Genomic DNA, 21,824 nt, shown 5'->3' with positions numbered 1-21,824 from the left:
CCAGCCTCGCTGTTGCTTCTCAACCCGACACTTTCGTTCATTGAATCTGGTGTTCCGTTCTGTTGTTACCGCCTCCTGCCGTTCTGGGTCGCACAACGATCGGTGTCTGCACCCGGCGCTCACGAATCGAGTCCGCCAGCCATTCCAGTTCGCGCGGGCTAAACACCTGACGCGGCTGGTCGGGGTCTTCCTCGACTTCGTCCAGGCGCAGCGCCAGTACGATTCCGATCTGGTTCGCTACGACCACACCCCGTGGGGCGTCATCGAGCACGGAAAGATCAAGCGCCATGGATCACCTCATGCGCTGTCTCATGCTGCGTCCCAAGAGACGCATCCGGTGAATCCAAGGGTGCTACCGGCGACACGCCCGCTTGCAGGTGATGCACGATGGCCTCGAAACACGGCCGCACCTCCCGCCATGCGTCGCGCGCAGCGGTCTTGGTCCTGCCAAGCTCCCATAGTGGTACGCCTTCGGCCTGCGCCTCTGCAATCGCGGAGCGCCGCGGGATAACGAGGAGGCGCTCCGGTGCCGCAGGGTCGCGCACCAGATACTGCGCAAAGTGGGTTGCGACCTCGCGGCAATTGACCTGCTGCAGCGGCGTCTGCTCTACCATGTTGGGCAGGATGCCGATGAAGCGCAGCGCTGGATTGAAGGTCGCTTGAATGCGCCGCACGCCGCGCCGCCCGTTGATGGTTTCCGTCACGCCGTCGACGGCTTCCTGATTGAGCTGGATCGGGCTGAGCATGAAGTCCGCGACCGACTGCGCGTAGACCGTACGCAGATCCGAGGTTGGCGCGCAATCGATCAGGCACACGTCGAAGGACGGCGCAACTGTTTGCAGGAATCGCTTGAGGTTCGCGTGATACCGGGTGAGTTCCTCCGGCTGTTCGACCAGACGCCGCAGCACGTCGTCGGCTTTTACCACCGAGAACGACGGAAGATCGTCCGCGACTTCGGGTGCGTCGTTCATCAAGAGCGTCGATGCCGTGATGTCCAGTGCGCTTGCCTTGTGCGCTCGCTCGAGCGACCGGCTGCTGTTGGGCTGGTCGTCCAGGTCGATCACCAACACGCGCCTGCCCGGTACTGATTCCAGGGGTACGCGGTCGCAATCGCGCTATCACGCCGCACCTTACCCTGCGCGGCTCAATGGCGACGATCCGGATACTTTCCTGCTGCGGTGCTATTCTTTTCTAGCCAATGTCCTCGGAAGCTTTGGTCCAGATTTCATTTAGAAAATCGCGGGGTCCGACAAACAATCCCGTTGTTCTGCATAACGAAATTTCTAGCGGTGTAGTTAAAAACATATCGCCTACGATCTGCAATTTTCCCGACTGTAACTCCACCCCGATCATCGATTCCGGAAGCCACGCGACGCCTTCTCCTAATAGAACTTCCGCCTTCAACGCTTCGACTAGCGCTGTTTCGAAGTGAAGTACAACGTCCGTATGGGCTTCAAGTCGTGCATGCAATGTGCCGCCGACTCGGCCGAGGAACGATGTCCTTGTGTATGCAAGCAACGGAAGCTCGATACGTTTTTCCCCGAAAAGTTCGAAAATCGCACCTCCACCGTCGCCGCATGCCGATACAGGGACGAGACGATCAGCACCGATCCGCGTGCATGATATTCCATTCGCCTCGAATCCGACCGGAACTGCTGCATGTTGATAGCAGATTAGAAAGTGGCAAGCACCAGAGAGGAGCATTTCAACGCATTCGTCGAAGTCGGCCGCGGTAATGACGGCAGTAACTCCACGAGGGCGGCGCTGCGTGCGCCACCAGTTTGCGAAGAACGAGCCGGCTAGTGAGTGTGGCAGTGCAAAACGGATCGTTTTACCCGCCCGTTCATGGACCGCTCGCGCTTCGCGCCGACTTCGATACAGATCTGCGACAACCGCCTCGGCGAGAGGCAGGAATCCGACACCCGCTTCGGTCAGCGCGACCGGGTAGGTGCTTCGGTCCACCAGAGGTACGCCGTACCAGTTTTCCAGCGCCTTGAGGCGTCGGCTGATGGCAGGCTGCGTTGCGTGCCGCGCCTGTGCGGCATGAGAAAAGTTGCGCAGCTTCGCTACCGACACAAAGTCTTCAAGCCATTTAAGTTCCATGTGATCTTCCCTTAGACGGCACAAGGATAAGTTCCACCAGACCATTCCATATTTGCATAGTTTCATCAAAAACCAGAATTGGCGCTCAATTTTGTCAAAAATTATCCTTAGTCCAACGATGTCGATTGGACGCTTCGACAGAGATGAGCAAAAACCCTAGATCTGAAGCAATGGTAATCGGGGTCCTTGGCGGCATGGGTCCCCAGGCAGGCACTGACTTCCTGTCGAAGCTTGTCGCTGCCACGCCATTTACCTGCGAACAGGACCATCTGCATGTGCTTCTCGATTCGAACCCCAAGGTCCCTGATCGCAACCGCGCGATCGCCGCAGCTTGCGGCCGTCCTCTGCCCTGCTTTTTCAACCAGTAAAGGTATTTCATGCATCTTTCAAAATTTCCACGAATCCAGCTTGGCCATTTCGATACCCCTCTGGAGCCAATGCCCCGTCTGAGCAAGCTGCTTGGGGGTCCAAAACTTTTCATCAAACGCGACGACTGCACGGGTTTGGCGACAGGAGGAAACAAGACGCGCAAGCTTGAGTTTCTTATCGCTGATGCGCTAGAAAAAGGTGCAGATACGCTCATCACGCAGGGCGCCACTCAATCTAACCATGCGCGACAGACCGCGGCGGCGGCTGCGCGTATGGGCATGCGCTGCGTCCTTTTACTTGAAGATCGTACTGGCTCCCGAGACCCCAGCTATCTGCACTCGGGTAACGTATTCCTCGAACGCCTCATGGGAGCGCCGACTCGGATTTACGCCAGCGGGACCGACATGAACGACGCGATGCGCGTCGTCGCGGACGAAGTGCGTGCAGGTGCTGGGAAACCGTACATCATCCCCGGAGGTGGATCTAACGCCATTGGTGCTTTGGGTTACGTCAACTGTGCACTCGAGATCCTCACGCAGGCAAATCAACAGAGACTGGTTGTACACCACGTTGTTCATGCGACCGGAAGCGCAGGCACCCAGGCAGGCCTTGTGACTGGCTTCGAGGGTAGTCAGAGTGGTATCAACGTTCTCGGCATCGGCGTGCGTGCGCCGCGCGAGGCTCAGGAGCAGAGCGTCTTCAGGCTCGCGTGTGAGACTGCCGAGTACCTCGATATGCCGGGGGCTGTTGCCCGCGAACGCGTGGTTGCCAACTGTGACTACGTGGGTGATGGCTACGGCATACCGACTGCCGGTATGGTGGAGGCGGTCACAATGCTAGCCCGCACCGAAGGCATTCTTCTGGACCCGGTTTATTCGGGTAAGGGGATGGCCGGTTTGATCGGTCTGATCCGGAAAGGTCATTTCAAGCCCGACGAAAACGTCGTGTTCGTGCATACAGGCGGTAGCGCGGCATTGTTCGGCTACATGGATGCTTTCCAGGCTCAGCTGCCTAACGAAATCGACACGCGCAATATTCGCTAAAGATCGCCGCGCACCGCCAAGGGAGGAAGCATGAAGCAAAGTCGTCTTGGACTCGCCATTTTTGTTGGTATGGTTGCCGGCATTGTCGTCGGGTATGTGTGCCACCAGACTACGTCCCCAGCAATGGCGAAATCTATCGCGGGACAATTCACGTTGATCTCGGACATCTTTTTGCGCCTGATAAAGATGGTAATCGCACCACTGGTCTTCTGCGGTATTGTTTCGGGGTTAGCAGCAGTTGGCGACGCAAAAGTTGTTCGTCGGGTGGGACTCCGCGCATTGGGTTGGTTTGTGTGTGCGTCGTTTATCTCGCTGTTGATCGGAATGCTTCTGGCAAACTTCCTTGACCTCGGTCATTCGGTGCACCTGCCGGAGCCTTCGGCCGGTGCATCGATCAGCACGACTGCTTTCAATCTCTCGAATTTCGTTTCCCACGTCGTGCCAACAAGCATCTTTCAGGCGATGGCGTCAAATGAGATTTTACCGATCTTGGTATTCGCGGTTTTTTTTGGCATCGCGGCTGGCGCAATGAAGGAAGTGTTGCCCACGGCCTTGATTACGTGCATTGATGGCGCCTTCATGTTAATGCTGAAAATCACGTCCTACGTGATGCGCTTTTCACCGTTCGGTGTATTTGGTGCGATTGCTTCCGTCGTCACCATTCAAGGACTGGGGGTCCTGCTAACTTATGGGAAATTCATTGGTTCCGTTTATGTCGGCATGGTGATCCTGTGGTGCATTCTGATACTGGCCGGATATCTGGTCTTGGGAAGATCCGTGTTTTCTCTGCTCAAACTGATTCGTGAGCCAATGATTGTCGCTTTCAGTACAGCAAGCGGTGAGGCCGCATATCCCAAGACATTGGAGCAGCTCGCCCGCTTTGGAATCAGTCCCCGGATCAGCAATCTCATCCTACCGTTGGCTTACGCATTCAATCTTGACGGTTTAATGATGTATCAGGCCTTTGCCGCCCTGTTCATTGCGCAAGCCGCTAATATTCATCTGTCTTTCAGCCAGCAACTTGCGATGCTGTTGGTCATGATGCTGACTAGCAAAGGAGTTGCCGGAGTTCCTCGTGCCGCGATTATCGTGATTGCAGCGACGCTACCACTGTTTGGCCTGCCCGTCGAAGGTGTCGTTCTGTTGTTGGCGATTGATCAGTTTATCGATATGGGCCGAACCACGACAAACGTCGTGGGCAATTGCATCGCCGCAGCCGCAATCGCAAAATGGGAAGGTGCGCTTCAGCCATGGGCAGGTCGAGAATACACCTCGGCGGCGCAATTCCAGGTTGCTGCAACGGCAACCCAAAAGTTTTCTCCCGGCGAAGATTCACCTGCTGTGCCAGCGGTGACCGCATCCTTTCCCCATGCCGGGCAACCGCGATGATGTTGTCCTTGCAAGGCAAATGATTATATTGCCGGTTCTGCGCCATGGCGAAATCGAGAGTCGTCGAGAATGTTGTCGTCGACTCTCCGAAAAATTAACGGCTTTTTGCCGTTGCGCGCTACCTCTTCAAATCTCGAGCGCGTTTGTCAACGCTAACGGGCGGCCCAGGTCGCTTTTCTCAATGTTTATCCGTCGCTCGAGGGGCGCGCATAGCTCGATACATAATCGTATTCCTGCGTGTTCACATGTGAGAGTCGGTACTCGACCGCCTGTTCATTGTACGAATACGCGATCCGCTCGACTTCCAGCACGGGCGCCCCTGAGGCGAGTTCGAGCAATCCGCTCTCGAGCTCGCTCGCCTGTCCAACGCGTACCCGCTCGTCTGTGCTTACCACGTTGATGCCGAACGTATCCTGATAGAAGTTGTAGAGCGTGTTCGGACGATTGCGCAGTGCGGCTTCCGTGAGGTCAGGGAAGCGCGCCACCGGCACCACGATGTTCTCGACGATCACGACCACGCCGTGCAGTGCGAGCTGATTCGTGAACTGAAAGACAGGCGCCCCCTCGCTGATTCGCAACCGAGCCGCGACTTTCCGCGTTGCCTTCGTTTTACGGAAGTTAACAAGGCTCACGGTGGGATAGGTCTTGTCCCCATCGTTGCGCACGATGCGAAAGAAGCGGAAGAAATGCCGATCGCGCTGATGCATCGCGACGAACGTGCCGAGCCCCTGATGCCTGATGAGTATGTTCTCGGCGCATAGTTCGTCGATGGCCTTGCGCAGCGTGCCGATCGAGACGCCAAAGCGTTCCGCGAGACGTTTTTCCGCCGGGATCGCTTCGCCCCCCTTCCATTCCTGCGCTGCGAGCGCTGCTAGCAGTGCGCTCTTCACTTCCTTGTATCGCGTACCGCCGACGGCGGCCGGCGTTTCCGTCATGGTGCTCCCTGAATTCTTCTGAAACGTGTGGCCCCGATTTTACCGCATAACTAACTCATCCAATACATATAGATGATCTAGTTGACATGGATGAATTTGCTGCCTAAGATGACTTCAACACAACGCAGCGGCGGCATGCGGTTCGCCGCCCGGCATGCACCGGCCACTTATTGAACTCAATCAGGAGACGCAGATGAGTTATGCAGCAGCAGAAACGAATGGCGCCGCGAGCACGGCGGCTGAGACGGGTGAACGCAAGACGATCCACATCGTGCTGCACGAGGCCAGGGATACGGTGGGCGTGGCAGTCGTCGAAGGGATTCAGGCAGGAACGCAACTGAACGCGTGGATCATGGATGAGGACGAGATCGTGACCGTGGCCGCGAAGCAGGACATTCCAATTGGCCACAAGGTGGCGCTCAAGGACATGGCTGTCGGTGACACCGTGTTCAAGTACGGCGTCGATATCGGCAAGGTGGTCGCACCGATCACTGCGGGCGAGCACGCCCATGTGCATAACATCAAGACGAAGCGCTGGTAAGCCGGCCGCCCCTATAAGCAACAAGCATTTCGCTTCCCCATATCGAGAGAGACACCATGAGCGTAATTGAACTGGATACGACTTTCCGCGGCTATCGCCGCAGCAACGGCCGCGTGGGCGTACGCAATCACGTGATCATCCTGCCGGTCGACGATTTGTCGAACGCGGCTGCGCAGGCGGTCGAGAACAACATCAAGGGCACGATGGCGCTGCCGCATCCGTATGGCCGTCTGCAGTTCGGTGCGGACCTCGACCTGCACTTTCGCACGCTGATCGGTGCGGGCAGCAACCCGAACGTCGCGGCGGTCGTCGTAATCGGAATCGAGGAAGGCTGGACCAAGCGCGTGGTCGACGGCATCGCGGCGTCGGGCAAGCCGGTCATGGGCTTCGGCATCGAACTGCATGGCGACCACGACACGATCATGCGCGCGTCGAAAGCGGCGAAGGAAATGGTGCAATATGCAACCTCGCTGGAGCGCGAGGAATGCCCGATCAGCGACCTGTGGGTATCGACGAAATGCGGCGAGTCAGATACCACGTCCGGCTGCGGCGCGAACCCAACCGTCGGTAACGCGTTCGATAAGCTGTACGGCCTCGGCACCACCCTCGTGTTCGGCGAGACATCGGAGCTGACGGGCGGCGAGCAGATTGTGGCTGCGCGCTGCGCGAACGACGGCGTGCGCGAGCGCTTCCAGTTCATGTTCGATCGCTACCAGGACATGATCAATCGCTGGAAGACCGACGACCTCTCGGAGTCGCAGCCAACCAAGGGCAACATCGCGGGCGGCCTCACGACAATCGAGGAAAAAGCGCTCGGCAACATCCAGAAAATCGGCAAGAAGTGCATGGTCGACGGTGTGCTCGACAAGGCCGAAATACCGACGCATCCGGGCCTCTGGTTCATGGATTCGTCGTCCGCTGCGGCCGAGATGGTCACGCTTTGTGCGGCCTCGGGTTTCGCGGTTCACTTTTTCCCGACGGGGCAAGGCAACGTAATCGGCAACGCGATCGTGCCGGTCATCAAGATCTGCGCGAACCCGCGCACTGTGCGCACGATGAGTGAGCATATCGATGTAGACGTATCCGGCATCCTGCAACGCGAGCAAAACCTCGACCAGTCCGGAGACCGCCTGCTCGAATGCATGCTCGCTACGGCGAACGGCCGCTGGACTTCGGCGGAAACGCTCGGCCATCGAGAATTCGTGCTCACGCGACTGTTCGAAAGCGCCTGATTTGCCGCAGGCACGGACGCATCATTGCAATACCGATAGAAGCAGCAGGGCAAAACGAAGTCCCCGTCCCGTGCGCGCGCCGGCACGACACCGCTCGACGAAGCGGCGCGTGCCGTGCGACGCGCCCGTCTATCTTCTGGCAGCAGCGAGTGGAGGAGACACCATCGTGCGCGTGCTCAAGCATCTCTATGTGCAGGTCCTGATCGGACTTGCCGCCGGCATTCTCGTCGGTCATTTCGCGCCTTCACTCGGCGTTCAGTTCAAGCCGCTCGGCGACACCTTCATCCGCCTGATCAAGATGCTGATCACGCTCCTGATCTTCTGCACGGTGTCGGTTGGCATCGCACGCATGGAGAACCTGAAGCAGGTCGGGCGCGTGGGCTTCAAGACGATCCTCTATTTCGAAGTCGTGACCACGATCGCGCTTGTCATCGGCCTCGTGATCGCGAACGTCGTGCATCCAGGCGCGGGGCTCAACATCGATCCCGCGACGCTCGATGCGAGCGGCGTTTCGCGCTTCGTGAGCGAGGCGCACACGCAGTCGCAGGCGAGTTTCCTGGATCAGATCGTGCCGAATTCGGTCGTCGGCGCGTTCGCGCGCGGTGATCTGTTGCAGGTACTACTCTTTTCGGTGCTGTTCGGGATAGCGTTGTCGATCATGTCCGGGCGCAGCCGGATTCTTCAGCGCGGCATCGAGCAGTTTGGTGATGTGCTGATGCGGATCGTCGAGATGATCATGCGGCTCGCGCCGCTCGGTGCCTTCGGCGCGATCGCATTCACGGTTGGTAAGTACGGCATTGCGAGTCTCCAGCAGCTCGGCCTGCTAATCCTGTGCTTCTACATCACGAGCGTCCTGTTCGTCGCAATCGTGCTGGGTATGGCATGCCGCTGGGCGGGCGTGGGTCTCTGGCCGCTCCTCAAATACCTGCGCGAAGAACTGCTGATCGTGCTCGGCACGTCCACAACCGAATCCGTGCTGCCGCGCCTGATGGAGAAGCTCGAGCGGCTCGGCTGCCCGAAGTCGGTCGTCGGTCTCGTGCTGCCGACCGGTTATTCATTCAACCTTGATGGCGCCGCGATCTACCTCACGATGACCTCGCTCTTCATCGCACAGGCGACCAACACACACCTCACGCTGATGCAGCAGGTCGGACTGCTCGCGATCCTGATGGTGACGTCGAAGGGGGGAGCCGGCGTCGCGGGGGCAGCGCTCGTTGCGTTGACGGCGACACTCTCGTCGCACCAGATCATTCCGGTGGCGGGCATCACGCTCATCATCGGCATCGACCGCGTGCTGAACGAAGTGCGCGCGCTGGTGAACATGATAGGCAATGCGGTGGCAACGCTAGTCGTCGCGCGCTGGGAAGGCGTGTTCGACATCGAGACGGCCCGTGCCGTGCTTGCCTCGCCGCGCAGCGAAGAACCGCTGGAAAGGACAGATGGGGTGGACGGCAGGATACTGCCACTGTCGTCGCGTCAGGCGATGCGCGAGGGTCGCGAATGAGCGATCCGAACCTGCGGTACCTTCCGGCTGATGAACTGACCAAACTGGCTCGCGAGGCCTTGCTTGGAGCGGGAGCGGCGCCTGCGACCGCCGACGCTACGGCGCGCGCGCTCGTCTACGCGGACGCGCACGGGCTCGCGTCGCACGGCGTTGCGCGCCTGCCGATGTACATCGCGCAACTGCGCAACGGCCGGGTCGATCCGGCCGCCGTGCCGGGCATCGTACGCGACAAGGGCGCGGCCTTTCTGATTGATGCCGCCGACGGCCTCGCGTTCGCGGCCTGCGAGCTGGCGATTGCGACCGGCATTGAACGTGCGCGACAGTTCGGTACGGCAGCGGCGAGCATCGTGCGCAGCCATCATTTTGGCGCGGGGGCGTATCACCTCGAAGCGATCGGCGCGGCTGGGCTCGTTGGGCTCGCATTCAGCAATGCGCCTGCGTCGATGCCGGCCTGGGGCGGCAAGAAACCGCTGTTCGGCACAAACCCGATCGCTGCAGTATTTCCTCGCTCGAGGGACCGGCCACTCACCATCGACCTGTCGCTATCCCAAGTGGCGCGCGGCAAGATCATGGTTGCGGCGCGAGATGGCAAGCCGATTCCGCAGGGGTGGGCGACAACTGCGGACGGCCAGCCGACAACGAATGCGCAGGCCGCGCTCGACGGCATGATGCTGCCGTTCGGCGGTGCCAAGGGTGCGATGCTCGCGCTGATGGTTGAACTGTTGGCTGCCGCGTTATCGGGCGCGCAATTCGGCGCGGAAGCGGGATCGTTTCTCACCGCCCAGGGCGCGCGTTCGCGCGTCGGACATCTTTTCTGGATCATCGACCCGGCTGCGCTCGCGGGTACCGCGATATACGAAGAGCGGATCGAGACGCTGATCGACCTGATGCTCGTGGACGACGGTGTACGCCTGCCGGGTTATCGGCGAGATAAGGTGGCCGAGGTTGCCGCACGTGATGGCATCGGGATACCGGCGACGCTGCTTGCGCAACTGGAACGCCGCTGTCAGTTTTAATTGTCCGCGACGCAATAGCCGATAGCGCACCACGAGCTGGTGCGCGAGATTCAGCCACCACGCGTTCAACGTCTGCTGGACCGCGGGCGAGTGCCCCACGCTCTCGCCGAGTGAAACCAGTCGTCAAGCGTTGCCACGCCATAGCCCGGGATGCTCATCGTGTCGTCTCCTCCATTTCACCGGTCAGATAAACTGTTCACGCAGACGCTTCTTGTTCATCTTGCCGACGCTCGTTTTTTCGAGCGCCTCGACGAGCTTGACGATCTGCGGTACCGCGTACTTCGAGATCTGCCCTTTCTCGCTGAACGCGAGGACGTGCTTTTTGACATCCTCCTCCGTCAGCGTCGTGGTTAGGCCCTTCCTGGGTACGACCAGCGCCACGGGCCGTTCGCCCCACTTTTCGTCCTTGACACCGATCACGGCAACTTCCGCAACACCTGGATGCTGCGAAATCAGGCTTTCGATTTCAAGCGACGAGACCCACTCCCCGCCTGACTTGATCACGTCCTTGATGCGATCGGTGATCTGCAGATTGCCCGTAGCGTCGATGTTGGCAATATCCTGGGTATGCAGATAACCGCCTTCCCAGAGCTGCCCGGACGCCTCCGGATTCTTCAGATAGCCCTGGGTAAGCCACGGTGCGCGCACAACGATCTCGCCAAACGCCTTGCCGTCGTGCGCGACGTCTTCCATGTTCTCGTTCACGATGCGCAAGTCGACGAGCGGCACGGGATAACCGGTCTTGCAGCGTAGGCGCACCTCCTCTTCCGTGTCGATGTCCCCGCTGTCCGGCCTCAACTGCGCGAGGCTCAGGATGGGGCACGTCTCGGACATGCCGTAGCCGGTAAAGATATCGATGCCACGGTCGAGCGCGGCGCGCGCGAGGCCGTGAGGCAATGCGCCGCCGCCGATGATGACTTTCCACTCGCCCAGATCGACATCTTTCGCCTCTGGACAGCCCAACAGCATGTGCAGAATCGTGCCGACGCAGTGCGAGAACGTAACTGCTTCGTCGCGTATCAGTTGCACGAGCCGCTCCGGTACATAGCGCCCTGGATAAACCTGCTTCACACCAAGCACCGTGGCGATGTAGGGTATGCCCCAGGCGTGAACATGAAACATCGGAGTAAGCGGCATATAGACGTCACCGCGATGAAAACGTTGCCCCGACACCGGGCTCGCCAGCGCAGCCATGGCGGTAATCGTGTGCAGCACCAGTTGCCGATGTGTGAAGTAGACGCCCTTGGGCAAGCCGGTGGTGCCTGTCGTGTAGAACGTGGTCGCCCGTGTGTTCTCGTCGAAATCCGGGAACGCATAACTGGACGCGCTCCTGGCAAGCAGGTTTTCGTATTCGTCGGAGAATGGAATCGTGTGGGCGCACGCTTCGCTGCCTTCCTCTTCGATCCGGACGAATGTGCGCACCGTTTCTAGCTTGTCCTTGATCGCTTCCACGACAGGTAGAAAATCGGTGTGAACGAGCAGGATCTCCGCGCCGGCGTGATTGATCGTGTAGGCGATTTCTGAAGGCGAGAGCCGCACGTTCACCGTCTGCAAGACGGCACCCATCATCGGTATCGCGAAGTAGCATTCGAGATAGCGATGACTGTCCCAGTCCATGACCGCGACAGTACTGCCATGCTGCGCTCCGAGTCGGCTCAGACCGCCGGCGAGCCGCGCAATGCGTTCACCCAACGTCCTGTAGGTCAACCGCTTCTGCCCTCTGTACACGATCTCCTGGTTCGGCGCGTGGGCGAGTGGCGTATGCAGCAGGTGCTTGATCAGCAATGGATAAGCATAGGCTGACAGCGTCGGATTCATCGCCTGGTCGTGCATCTACATCTCCTTGGTTCCGATAGTGGGTACCCGGTTCACGAATGCATCCACCAGCGGCGTCCGCGTAGTGGCATCTCGGCGACGCTCTCGAGCCGGGTTATGCAGGCATGCTATTGAGGGCACGGGCCCAGTCGTGGGCAATCAGATGGAAGCGCCCTACGCCCGGTTGATTGGCGAATGCCAGGGCGTGCGAGTGACGATGCCCGGCCGCGTAGGACGCAATATCCTTCGGCCGGGCGTCCTCGGCGTAGCCGCGCTGATCCACAGCAGAGGCGTGGATCATGTGCGTCGACGTCGCTTAACGGCCGCCCTGGGAACCGGTCAGGTCGATCTCGGGCACCTGATGGGCTTTGCAGTACTCCTGATAGCGGCTCAAAGCCGTCCGCCACGTCTCGACGAACGTGACCTTGCCGTCTTCGTCGAGGAAGTGGAGCTCACCGGTCGACACCACGAGCGCCATACCATTGTCGTCGTCGGAGAGATTCGTGAACGAGTGTGACGACTCCGATGGCTCAAACACGAAATCGCCGGCTTGCGCGATCCAATCGTGCTGGTCGTATTTCCAGCGACCACTGAGTGTGTAGACCATCACCGTGCCGGTATGGCGATGAATATGCGCGCCTTCGCCTTTGGCCGCCTTCATGAGCAAGACCACTTCACCCGTGACGGGGTTGATTTTGAAGTACTTGAGTAGAATCTTGTCGTTGATCGGCGCGAAGGGAATCCACGGCGTGGCGTTTCCAGCGATATGGACCGTGTCGATCGCGGAAACATCGTTGAGGGCTAGCGTCGCTTCTGCGTTCATGGAATGAGTCTCCGATTGTGTTGGGGGCTGGGCGTGCGCAGCGTGAACCGTGCGCAATCTCCAGTGCCTATTCAATCGCAACTCGCCCATGGGAGCTTGACCTGTGCCGCCCCATTTTGTACTTTACGCGCCACTCGCCTGTTCTTTCCGATAGTGTGAGAAAGGCCAGAGAACGAGGCACAAACAACGGGAATACTACGACATGCGACAAACCGCAAAGCGCGAAAATCGTCGGATCGAGATCGCTGACCACGCGATCAGGTGCTTTGCGGAACACGGGTACGCTGAAACGTCGCTGCGCGACATCGCGGAAGCTGCAGAAATCAACTTAGGGCAGCTGCACTATTACTTTGAGAGCAAGACCGACCTCATTCTCTACACAATACGTCGCTACAAGACCCGCTTCATTGGTCGTCTAGTGGAAGCGATGGAGCAGGAAGGAACCACGAAGAACCGCGTAACCTCTGTCATCGACCTGCTACTCGTAGCCGCTACACGGGACGCGAAAATTCATCGTCTCTGGTACGACCTACGCGCTCAAGCGTTGTTTAATCCAAGTTTGCGCGCGGCCACCTCGGAGATCGAGCGGGACCTGGAGAACGCCACATCTATCCTTCTTCACCTGCAGCAGTCTGAGGCATCACGCGGAACGATCCATCAGACATTTCTCCTGCTTGATGCACACTTCCTCAATGCACTGCAACTGACACTCTCTGGAAAGGACCCCGAAGGCAAGCGATTTCGGCGCACCATGCGGCACCTGCTGGTTGTAGCGATTCCGACCACTACAAAATAGGTCGTCTGTCCAAAAAATTGACAAATTAGGACGATCGTCCTAATAATGCCGAACCTCGAGCGCTCGAGACTCGGGTTAGGGATCAGATCGATGAAGAGTTTCACGCAAGTTGCGGACGACGCACTCAGCTCCAGCCTGCACCCGGTCGAACGGATTGTAGCTACCGTATCAGCGAATAAGGAAAAATGGGCGACGACGCCGGTGAGCCGTCGCGTTGAGCTATTGAAGCTGATTCGTGAAGCGCTAGTCCAAAACGCGGATGAATGGGCCAGGCTCGCTTCCACAGCAAAGGGTGTGCCCGCGGATTCCCCGCTCGTCGGTGAAGAATGGACCTCGGGGCCGTGGGCAGCTCTGACGGCAGTCGATGTGCTGCTTTGCACGCTAACGCAGCTGGATGGTCTTCGCTTTCTGGATGCAATGAAAGTACGCACAACCGCGACTAACCAGACAGCAGTGCAAGTGTTTCCCACGACGCTGACTGATCGCTTACTGTTGAGTGGCGTCAGCGCCGAGGTTTGGATGGAACCGGGCGTACTGCCATCGAACCTTCGCCGATTCGTTGCCAGCGCCTATGATCCCATGCGCCAATCCAGCGTCGGCTCACTTTCACTGGTTCTCGGAGCCGGCAACATTACCAGCATCGCGCCGTTAGACGCTCTGTACAAGCTGTACGCCGAACACAGTGTTGTCGTCCTCAAACTAAATCCGGTCACAGCCTACCTCTTGCCTGTTTTCAAGAAAATCTTTGCAGCCCTTATTGAAGAGGGCGTGTTTGCGATTGTCAACGGAGGCACGGATGTCGGCGTTTTTCTCACAGGCCACCCCCTCGTGGAGACATTGCACATTACCGGAAGTGCAGCGTCCCACGACGCAATTGTCTTCGGCACCGGAGAGGAAGGGGCGAAACGCAAGGCGCAAGACATCCGTTTGAACACGCGTCCCATTACGAGCGAACTCGGCGCAGTCTGTCCGACGATTGTCGTCCCAGGGAACTGGACAGCCGCGGACATTCGCTTTCAGGCTGAGCATATAGCGACCCAGAAGTTACACAATTCCGGTTTCAACTGCGTAGCAAGCCAAGTCCTTATCTTGCCGCAGGATTGGCCGCACGCATCAGCACTACTTTCGGAATTGGAGAAGATTTTCTCTTCCACGCCGACCAGGCCGCTTTACTACCCAGGAAGCAGCGATCGTTTGGCGGCCTTCCAAGAGCACTATCCAGCAGCGTTGTCGCTTGCCCGCGACTCTGATGCGCCACGATTGGTTGCAATCCTGGATGGCGCCAGCGTACACGATGACTACGCGTTCCGAACCGAAGTTTTCGGTCCGGCGCTCACTGTCGTGTTCTTACCGGGCGCCGCACCTGAAGCGTTCCTCGAATCGGCAATCGACTTTTCCAACACGAAACTTCACGGCACGCTTGGCGCAAACGTCATCATCGATCCGGCGACTGAAAAAGCACTGGGCTCGCGCTTCGAAGCCCTGCTCACCGTTCTCCGTTACGGCACCATTGCGGTAAATGCCTGGACTGGCCTCGGATTCCTGTTGGCTCAGACGCCTTGGGGCGCATTTCCTGGTCACCCCATGAATGACATCCAAAGTGGGCGCGGGGTCGTACACAACTGCTTTCTATTCGACCGCCCACAGCGGTCTGTGGTCCGCGCGCCGTTTCGACCATTCCCGAGAGCATTGTTGCACGGAAGTTTCGCCATGCTGCCCCGACCGCCTTGGTTCATTAGTAACCGGACTTCAGCCGCGACAGTTCGCAAATTACTGGCGTTTCAAGCGCGTCCGTCGCTGTTTAAGCTTCTTGGTATTTTTGTCAGCGCGGTGCGCGGCTGACTAATAAGGACAGCCTGATGCCCCTATAGATATGCGCGTCTGCAACCGATACACACATCTATCAGTCGCTCGTTCGGCATCTTCTCGAAGGCGCGGTTGTCACTACGCCTGATCAGGAGATCGTCTGCAGAAATCGCCTCCGTCAAACCTACTGACAGCTTCTTGACTGTGTTACTCGCCTTGCAAGCGGGATAGCTTTCCGATGCGCGGCATCGTAGAAAACGTTAAACGTATCGGACACCTTGTCGGCTTCCTGCACGAAAAACGTAACCTCGTAGTCGATGGCCTGCTACCCTGCGGTTGTGGTTGTGACCGTCGCGGCTGGCTCTGCCACGATATTCACGCAATTCTGAATAGCCAGCAATAACACATCGGTCACAGTCGAAGGCCGAAGCCGCGGCGCGAACTGGAAACTGACGACCACGCCATGAGGGCCGCCCAACACGCTCGAATTAGCAATTCTCCCCTTCGCCACCACGCTGCACGGCTTTCGAGCGAGCGCATCGAAACGTTGCATGTAGATGACAATGTGGTCCCCCGCCCGCATGGCGTCCTTGTGCAAGTGGCATCGGGCCCATTCCGGCAGCTACATCAAGCGGAATGCGGCTAGGCCACTCACTTACGAATGGTGTACTCGCCAGCGTACGTTCAGATCATGCTTGACCATCGCCTTACTCGGCGCGTTTTCTCATATGCACCCATTCGCTGCATCGCCCTGTTGGGTACCTAGCGACACAGCCATAGCTCTGATGTCACTGTTCTCGAAAATCATGCTGGGTGTCTTGCCTGTTCCCTCGACGACGACATTGACCATAGCGCGAGCCAGGTCGTCGGCTCGAATCACCTGTTTCGGGAATAGGACCCGAAACACTGGATAAAACCAGCGCAAAAAGCGATAGCTGAAAATTGGTTCCTTCCGTGGCTCCACGGGGTAGATGTACGCCGGCCGGAAGATGTAAACGCGAGGGAACCCGGCCGCGAGTAGCGCCTTCTCGGCCTCCCCCTTGTAGCGTGCGAAGGCCATCCGACTTTGCCCTGTCGGGTCCGCGCCACTGCCGCTCAAGAAGGAGAACGCTGAATCAGGACTGCTGTCGCGGAGAACTCGCGCGAACTCGACTGTGTAGTCCACGGTGATTGTACGGAGCTCTGAGCCAGACACCGCCCCGGTGTACGCACCCAGGCAAAAAACGGCAGCGTTCTGACCCGAGAGCACTTCAGCGAGTGCGGAGCAGTCCGCGAAGTCCTGATGCAGAACCTCGTTCAGCTTGGGATGCGAGATACCAAGCTTCTTCCGGCCTATCGACGTTACACTCCCGATGGCAGGGTCATCGAGCGCGTAGCGCAGAGCATACCCGCCAACCATCCCGCTCGCGCCTACAATAACAAGCCGTGTTTGGCCTGCCGTCAGAGTATTCATCTACACCCCGAAGTTTCGTTAAAGGTGCCCATTGAATCCATAGGTCAGTTTTGTGTTCACGACATTGCGCGATCCTCCAGCCAATCGACGTATAACAGGCGCTCCGCAAATAGCCACAGGCCATCTATTTTTGCAAATGTGTCGTGATAGCGAAGGGAGGCGAGCATCAAGCGTCGGTTTCCATCGTCGACCTTTACGTGATATGCCATGCAGTAGGCCTCACCCGTGGCCCGGTCATCCGTCAGCGTGAAGATCGTGCTCTGTCCGACGAAGTGCGTGGTCGCGTCGTACTGGTTCAGGTCCGCAAAGACCGGAGCGAGCGCCTCGCGCGCGTGCAACTCCATTGAGGGCGTCAGATCTTTTGCGTTCATGTACACCACGAAATGGGTGTCCGCCGTAAAGAGCGCCATCTGACCTGTCGGGTCGCGACGATCGGCGCAGTGTGCGTAGGCTTCGATAAGCTCCCGGATGGCGAGTCGATCCGCAGCTTCGCTGGGGGAGATGGATTCGTGCTTTATCATGAATGGGTTTCCTAATTCGATTCGTTCTGGTACGGTAAGAATGGTCACTCCAGGATGGCCCGTGGTTCGAGAAACGCCTCGATCCCGTACGTGCCGAATTCCCGGCCAACGCCAGAATATTTGAATCCACCCCAGGGGGCCTGTGGGTCATCACGCATACCGTTGATTGCAATGCGGCCAGCGCGGAGCTGAGAAGCCACGCGGCGTGCGCGTTCCAGGTTGGTCCCGCTCACGAAGGCGTGGAGGCCGTATCGTGAGTCGTTGGCAATCCTGATCGCCTCTTCATCGGTTTCGTAGGCGATGACACACAGGACAGGACCGAAAATCTCCTCCTGGGCAATCGTCATGTCGTTCGTCACATTGACAAATACCGTCGGTCTCACGAAGCAACCTTTCTCAAGACCCGGCGGATGGCCTTCGCCGCCGACCAGTACTTCAGCGCCCTCGGCGATACCTTTTTGGATATAGGACTGCACGCGCTCGTACTGCTTCTGCGTCACCATCGGTCCGACAGCAGTCTTCGGGTCGGCCGGATCGCCAACGGGAAAGGCCGAGATCGCATCCACAATGGCGCGCTTGACCTCGTTGAGCCGACTCTTCGGCACGAGGAGCCGCGTCCCTGCCGCGCAGGCTTGACCGCTGTTCAGGAAGGCGATGCCCAAGGCAGTCGGAATCGCCTTATCGAGCGCAACGTCGTCAAGCAGGATGTTGGGCGACTTGCCACCCAGTTCGAGGGTGACCCGCTTCATCGTCGCAGCGCCGTCGCGCATGATCCTCTCGCCAACGGCAACCGAACCCGTGAATGAGATCTTCGCCACGTCAGGATTGCGGACCAGCTCGGCACCAACGTCATCCCCGCGGCCCGTGACGACATTGCACACCCCCGGCGGCAGTTGTGCCTCGTGCAGACACTTCAGCAACACGTGCGTCTGCAATGCGCTGAGCTCGCTGGGCTTGACGACGACCGTGCACCCGGCGGCAATGGCCGAGGCCAGCTTGAGACAGACAAACAGCGCATTCGAATTCCAGGCCGTGATCAGACCGGCGACGCCGACCGGCTCCAGGGTCACCGTCGTCTGGCCCCAGGTTCGAACCAACGGCAGTTGGTGGAGCGCCTTCTCTGCATGCAAGAACGAGTCGGCGGCCATCCGTACAATAAGCGAGGAGAATTGAACGGTGCCGCCATACTCATCGACCATGGCCACCGTCAGATCGTCGATGCGCGCCGCAACGACCTCGTGCAGCCGGCGCAACAACGTCGCGCGCTCTTCCCTGCTCGTCCGGGCGAAGCCGGGGAAAGCATGCCTGGCTGCGCCGACGGCGCGCCGCGCATCTTCCTCATCGCCCAACATTGCGTAGGCGATCGCTGTATCGATGGCCGGGTTGACGCTGACCATGACCTCGCGCCCGTGGGATTCAACGAACGCCCCATCGATGTAGTGTTGAGTGATTGTTTTCATCGCACCTTTCCTTAATGACTTGCGGTCGGGATGAAGGACGATGGCGCGAGCGAACCAATCAATGCCTCGCGATCGCCGGCTCTGCCCCGCTGCGATGCTTCAGCAGGGCCCATGGCGATGTCTGAGGCAATTACTGAGCCAACAGCAATATATTGAATTTACAAGGACTTTTAAGTCCGCACATTGGCGCCATTTCGCCAATGGCGAACTCCTGTACAACAGCCGACTGCTTAACGGTTCGCGGGCCGCTGCCGAAAACGGCTCTTGTCGATCCTCAGCGCGCGGATCTTCGATTCGAGCGTCGAGCGAGGAATGCCGAGCCGTGTCGCCGCACCCGAGGGTCCATAGACCCGGCCGTCACAGACGCGCAGCGCGTCCTCGATGATCGTCTTCTCATGTGCCACGAGCGTGCTGGATAGCGCAAGCCTGCTGTCTACCGATGGTCGTGTCGGTAGCCAACTGTCGTCGATCGTGAATTCTTCGGAGTCGCACACAATCACTGAGCGCTCGATGACGTTTTGCAGTTCGCGCACGTTCCCTGGCCACGGATAGGATTGCAGGCGATGCAGTGTCCGCTTGTTGACGCGCTTGAATGCTTTACCCGCCTTGCGCGCGTAGTGGTCGATGAAATATTCTGCCAGCAGGGGAATGTCCTGTATCCGCTCCCGCAATGGCGGCATCTCAACAGGGAAAACGTTCAGGCGATAGAAGAGGTCCTGGCGGAAGCTTCCATCGGCCACGGCTTCACTCAAATCACGATTGGTGGCCGCGATAATGCGAACGTCTACGCGGATAGCCTCCCTGCCCCCAACGCGCTCAAACTCGCGTTCCTGCAGCACCCTCAGCAACGCGACCTGCGTGTCGGGCAACAGTTCGCCGACCTCATCCAGAAAAATCGTTCCGCCGTCGGCGAGTTCGAAGCGGCCGAGTCGCCGCTGGGTGGCACCTGTGAAGGCCCCCTTCTCGTGCCCAAACAGTTCTGAGGCAATCAGCTCGCGCGGAATCGCGGCGCAGTTCACTGTCACGAACGCCCTCGAGGAGCGGCGCGACCGCCGGTGAACCGCACGGGCGATGAGTTCCTTGCCGGTCCCGGTCTCGCCAGTGATCAATACCGTCGAATCGCTGGCTGCAACCTTGGAAACTCGTCCAAGCACAACCGTCAGGGCGGGCGACGTGCCGACAATCTCTTCGAACATGGAGGTCTTGTCGATTTCCTCGCGAAGCGCCACGTTTTCCTGTTGCAGTCTCTCCTCGGCTCGCTTGCGCTCCTCGATATCCGTACATGCAACATACCAGCGGAGCAGCCGTCCGTGCTCGTCGCAGACCGGGTTATAACGAGCCAGAAACCAGCGATAGCTTCGGTCGTTCTTACGCAGGCGCAATTCCAGCTCAGGGACTGAACCGGCCGACAAACGACTTGCAAACGCTATTAGCCGTTCGCGGTCGTCAGGATGAACGTGAGATCCAATGGCTCCGTGCAACCAATCGTCCAGACGGGTGCCGAGATAGGCGAGCGCCGTGCGGTTCGCGTAGAGGCGCTCGCCGTTCGGGCCCAGTACGCCTACGTGTTGCGGCGCGAGATCCACAATCTGCCGGAGCTCCTCCTCGCTCTTGCGCAGCGCCTGCGTGAGTTGCTCCTGCTCCGTTACATCCATCCCCGTTCCGACGAGTCCCCGGAAAGTCTCGCCGTCGGTCGCAGGCGTACCGACGCAACGGATATAACGAATGGCTCCGTCGGGCCGCACAATCCGTTTCGTGAAGTCGAAGCCACGGTGGTCTGCCAGCATCTTCCGAATTTCGTGCGCCACGAAGTCTCGATCACCGGGGTGCACGAGCGCCATATATTCCGGAATACTCGGCGCCTTGCCACCCGGCTCAAGGCCGTGGATCTGGAACAACTCGGCAGACCAGTATTCAAAGCCGGCAGCGTTGAATGCCCAGTTGCCGATGTGCGCAAGGCGCTGACCTTCCGCCAGGTAAAACTCGGCCCGCTTTCGTTCTTCAATATCGAGGTTGATGCCAATCCAGCCACGTAGCGTTCCATCATTCGCCCGGCGAGGTTCGGCGCGACTGAGGAACCTGCGATATCCGCCTTCAGCGTTACGCACCCGAAAAGTCACTTCACCTGCGGATCCCGTTCTGACGCACTCTGACCAGACGCTGCGTGCCGCCTCGTGATCGTCGGGATGGAGAAACGCTAGATGGGAGTCCCACACCGCGCCTGTCTCGATGCCGAACCGAAGAGGATGGTCCTTCGCAAGGCCCAGGTAATCCGCGCTTCGCTCATTCAGGAACGTGAGGGCCATGGACGGATCCGCGTACCAGGTGTGCGCCGGAATCAGATTTAGAGTGAATTGCAGCGATTCCCTGGTGAAGTCATTCATGATGCAGCCCTCGGTGAGAACCGGTGAGTGCGTTGACCATTGTTCAGGCGCTTGCCATCCGGTTTCCGGGAGTCAGTAGCAATAACAGAATTCTCGCTTCCCGGTGACACTGCGCTTCTTCTTCAGCATATCGTTATTGGCGAAATTTCGCCAATCATTAGCGGGTTAAACATCTGTAGATTCCGTCACTTGCGCCTTGCTCAGTAGGCGCATAGGCGAGTTGTGCAAATGCTGAAACACAACAGCTTCTATTCGACGACAAAAATTGAGCGCCATGGAACCAGGATCTGGCGAATAGACGCCAATATGCACTTGGCGCGGCTGGTCCTTTCAGGACGGCTGCTATCCAAGCGGCGACAACAGACCTAATATAGCGACGCCTGTTCAGACTGAATTGACAACCGCCCCATGGACCTGAATCTGATCGGCCTATTCGTCGAGATTGTAGAATCGCGCAGTCTCAGCGCCGCCGCGCGCCAACTCGGCATGACGCGCGCCAACATCAGCCAGCGGCTGAAGCTGCTGGAACGCGAAACCGGCGCACAACTCCTGCGTCGCTCGACGCGAAGTATCGAACTAACGCAAGCCGGACACACGCTGTACGACTGCGGCCAGCGCATACTCGAGGATCTGG

At 58.8% G+C, this 21,824-nt stretch carries 19 protein-coding genes; 9 read left to right on the top strand and 10 right to left on the bottom strand.

All coding sequences use genetic code 11. From position 1 onward, the window contains the following. Positions 1–37 precede the first annotated feature (37 nt). The 3 genes from M0D69_RS35835 to M0D69_RS35825 form a co-directional block, all read right to left on the bottom strand. Entirely contained in the window at positions 38–289 is a 252-nt protein-coding gene (locus M0D69_RS35835) for a ParB N-terminal domain-containing protein (protein ID WP_301786565.1), read from the bottom strand. Beyond that, positions 279–1,070: a ParA family protein gene (locus M0D69_RS35830; RefSeq protein WP_301786564.1), complete on the bottom strand. Its 792-nt coding sequence runs from the start codon at positions 1,068–1,070 to the stop codon at positions 279–281. The genes M0D69_RS35835 and M0D69_RS35830 overlap by 11 nt, the downstream gene beginning before the upstream one ends. Before the next feature lie 121 nt (positions 1,071–1,191). Next, positions 1,192–2,148 (bottom strand): LysR family transcriptional regulator, encoded by a 957-nt coding sequence (locus tag M0D69_RS35825; protein ID WP_301786563.1) that lies wholly within the window; start codon positions 2,146–2,148, stop codon positions 1,192–1,194. Between the two features lie 332 nt (positions 2,149–2,480). Here M0D69_RS35825 and M0D69_RS35820 point away from each other — a divergent pair, with 332 nt between their 5' ends. Together M0D69_RS35820 and M0D69_RS35815 are read left to right on the top strand one after the other, a co-directional pair. Then, positions 2,481–3,515 carry a D-cysteine desulfhydrase gene (locus M0D69_RS35820; RefSeq protein WP_301786562.1) on the top strand — a complete coding sequence of 345 codons (1,035 nt, stop codon included), beginning with the start codon at positions 2,481–2,483 and terminating at the stop codon, positions 3,513–3,515. Positions 3,516–3,545: 30 nt separating this feature from the next. Then, positions 3,546–4,904, top strand: a complete 1,359-nt coding sequence (locus M0D69_RS35815) for a dicarboxylate/amino acid:cation symporter (protein WP_301786561.1) — start codon at positions 3,546–3,548, stop codon at positions 4,902–4,904. Between the two features lie 185 nt (positions 4,905–5,089). Here M0D69_RS35815 and M0D69_RS35810 read toward each other — a convergent pair whose 3' ends face one another. Further along, positions 5,090–5,839 carry a GntR family transcriptional regulator gene (locus M0D69_RS35810; RefSeq protein WP_301786560.1) on the bottom strand — a complete coding sequence of 250 codons (750 nt, stop codon included), beginning with the start codon at positions 5,837–5,839 and terminating at the stop codon, positions 5,090–5,092. Between the two features lie 271 nt (positions 5,840–6,110). Here M0D69_RS35810 and M0D69_RS35805 point away from each other — a divergent pair, with 271 nt between their 5' ends. The 4 genes from M0D69_RS35805 to M0D69_RS35790 all read left to right on the top strand — a co-directional run bounded on the left by M0D69_RS35805 (position 6,111) and on the right by M0D69_RS35790 (position 10,132). Continuing rightward, complete coding sequence (locus M0D69_RS35805; RefSeq protein WP_266241527.1) at positions 6,111–6,380, top strand: UxaA family hydrolase; 270 nt, start codon at positions 6,111–6,113, stop codon at positions 6,378–6,380. Positions 6,381–6,436: 56 nt separating this feature from the next. Beyond that, the gene (locus tag M0D69_RS35800; protein WP_301786558.1) at positions 6,437–7,612 is read left to right on the top strand and encodes a UxaA family hydrolase; all 1,176 of its coding nucleotides are present in this window, start codon (positions 6,437–6,439) and stop codon (positions 7,610–7,612) included. Between the two features lie 109 nt (positions 7,613–7,721). Next, positions 7,722–9,116, top strand: coding sequence for a C4-dicarboxylate transporter DctA (gene dctA / locus M0D69_RS35795; RefSeq protein WP_301786557.1), 1,395 nt, complete (start codon positions 7,722–7,724; stop codon positions 9,114–9,116). Then, positions 9,113–10,132, top strand: coding sequence for an Ldh family oxidoreductase (locus M0D69_RS35790; protein WP_301786556.1), 1,020 nt, complete (start codon positions 9,113–9,115; stop codon positions 10,130–10,132). Before dctA ends, M0D69_RS35790 begins: the two co-directional genes overlap by 4 nt. A 183-nt stretch (positions 10,133–10,315) precedes the next feature. Here M0D69_RS35790 and M0D69_RS35785 read toward each other — a convergent pair whose 3' ends face one another. Further along, entirely contained in the window at positions 10,316–11,965 is a 1,650-nt protein-coding gene (locus M0D69_RS35785) for a fatty acid--CoA ligase (protein WP_301786555.1), read from the bottom strand. 298 nt (positions 11,966–12,263) lie between these two features. Continuing rightward, positions 12,264–12,770 carry a 2,4'-dihydroxyacetophenone dioxygenase family protein gene (locus tag M0D69_RS35780; RefSeq protein ID WP_301786553.1) on the bottom strand — a complete coding sequence of 169 codons (507 nt, stop codon included), beginning with the start codon at positions 12,768–12,770 and terminating at the stop codon, positions 12,264–12,266. 202 nt (positions 12,771–12,972) lie between these two features. On the opposite strand from M0D69_RS35780, the gene M0D69_RS35775 reads away from it, so the two are divergent. Next, positions 12,973–13,566 (top strand): TetR/AcrR family transcriptional regulator, encoded by a 594-nt coding sequence (locus tag M0D69_RS35775; RefSeq protein WP_301786552.1) that lies wholly within the window; start codon positions 12,973–12,975, stop codon positions 13,564–13,566. 90 nt (positions 13,567–13,656) lie between these two features. Then, positions 13,657–15,408 (top strand): aldehyde dehydrogenase family protein, encoded by a 1,752-nt coding sequence (locus M0D69_RS35770; RefSeq protein WP_301786551.1) that lies wholly within the window; start codon positions 13,657–13,659, stop codon positions 15,406–15,408. Between the two features lie 688 nt (positions 15,409–16,096). Here the strand turns inward: M0D69_RS35770 and M0D69_RS35765 are convergent. The 4 genes from M0D69_RS35765 to M0D69_RS35750 form a co-directional block, all read right to left on the bottom strand. Continuing rightward, entirely contained in the window at positions 16,097–16,825 is a 729-nt protein-coding gene (locus tag M0D69_RS35765; RefSeq protein WP_301786550.1) for a hypothetical protein, read from the bottom strand. A gap of 56 nt (positions 16,826–16,881) precedes the next feature. Further along, entirely contained in the window at positions 16,882–17,346 is a 465-nt protein-coding gene (locus tag M0D69_RS35760; protein WP_301786549.1) for a nuclear transport factor 2 family protein, read from the bottom strand. Between the two features lie 44 nt (positions 17,347–17,390). Beyond that, positions 17,391–18,806, bottom strand: coding sequence for an aldehyde dehydrogenase family protein (locus M0D69_RS35755; protein WP_301786548.1), 1,416 nt, complete (start codon positions 18,804–18,806; stop codon positions 17,391–17,393). A gap of 230 nt (positions 18,807–19,036) precedes the next feature. Next, positions 19,037–21,190, bottom strand: a complete 2,154-nt coding sequence (locus tag M0D69_RS35750) for a sigma 54-interacting transcriptional regulator (protein ID WP_301786547.1) — start codon at positions 21,188–21,190, stop codon at positions 19,037–19,039. Between the two features lie 408 nt (positions 21,191–21,598). Between M0D69_RS35750 and M0D69_RS35745 the strand changes: the two genes are divergently transcribed. After that, on the top strand, positions 21,599–21,824 hold a 226-nt coding region (locus M0D69_RS35745; protein ID WP_301786546.1), incomplete at its 3' end, for a LysR family transcriptional regulator.

This window comes from Caballeronia sp. SEWSISQ10-4 2, from assembly GCF_030464885.1.
Classification (GTDB): Bacteria; Pseudomonadota; Gammaproteobacteria; order Burkholderiales; family Burkholderiaceae; genus Caballeronia.
The sequence above is the reverse complement of the archived record's forward strand: the minus strand, read 5'-3'. Positions and strand labels throughout refer to the sequence as shown.

What these genes read in the sequence shown, in the direction of transcription:
- M0D69_RS35835 (WP_301786565.1), bottom strand. Translation starts at nt 289, where the DNA reads ATGGCGCTTGATCTTTCCGTGCTCGATGACGCCCCACGGGGTGTGGTC.
- M0D69_RS35825 (WP_301786563.1), bottom strand. Translation starts at nt 2,148, where the DNA reads ATGGTCTGGTGGAACTTATCCTTGTGCCGTCTAAGGGAAGATCACATG.
- M0D69_RS35820 (WP_301786562.1), top strand. Translation starts at nt 2,481, where the DNA reads ATGCATCTTTCAAAATTTCCACGAATCCAGCTTGGCCATTTCGATACC.
- M0D69_RS35815 (WP_301786561.1), top strand. Translation starts at nt 3,546, where the DNA reads ATGAAGCAAAGTCGTCTTGGACTCGCCATTTTTGTTGGTATGGTTGCC.
- M0D69_RS35810 (WP_301786560.1), bottom strand. Translation starts at nt 5,839, where the DNA reads ATGACGGAAACGCCGGCCGCCGTCGGCGGTACGCGATACAAGGAAGTG.
- M0D69_RS35800 (WP_301786558.1), top strand. Translation starts at nt 6,437, where the DNA reads ATGAGCGTAATTGAACTGGATACGACTTTCCGCGGCTATCGCCGCAGC.
- M0D69_RS35790 (WP_301786556.1), top strand. Translation starts at nt 9,113, where the DNA reads ATGAGCGATCCGAACCTGCGGTACCTTCCGGCTGATGAACTGACCAAA.
- M0D69_RS35785 (WP_301786555.1), bottom strand. Translation starts at nt 11,965, where the DNA reads ATGCACGACCAGGCGATGAATCCGACGCTGTCAGCCTATGCTTATCCA.
- M0D69_RS35780 (WP_301786553.1), bottom strand. Translation starts at nt 12,770, where the DNA reads ATGAACGCAGAAGCGACGCTAGCCCTCAACGATGTTTCCGCGATCGAC.
- M0D69_RS35775 (WP_301786552.1), top strand. Translation starts at nt 12,973, where the DNA reads ATGCGACAAACCGCAAAGCGCGAAAATCGTCGGATCGAGATCGCTGAC.
- M0D69_RS35770 (WP_301786551.1), top strand. Translation starts at nt 13,657, where the DNA reads ATGAAGAGTTTCACGCAAGTTGCGGACGACGCACTCAGCTCCAGCCTG.
- M0D69_RS35765 (WP_301786550.1), bottom strand. Translation starts at nt 16,825, where the DNA reads ATGAATACTCTGACGGCAGGCCAAACACGGCTTGTTATTGTAGGCGCG.
- M0D69_RS35760 (WP_301786549.1), bottom strand. Translation starts at nt 17,346, where the DNA reads ATGATAAAGCACGAATCCATCTCCCCCAGCGAAGCTGCGGATCGACTC.
- M0D69_RS35755 (WP_301786548.1), bottom strand. Translation starts at nt 18,806, where the DNA reads ATGAAAACAATCACTCAACACTACATCGATGGGGCGTTCGTTGAATCC.
- M0D69_RS35750 (WP_301786547.1), bottom strand. Translation starts at nt 21,190, where the DNA reads ATGAATGACTTCACCAGGGAATCGCTGCAATTCACTCTAAATCTGATT.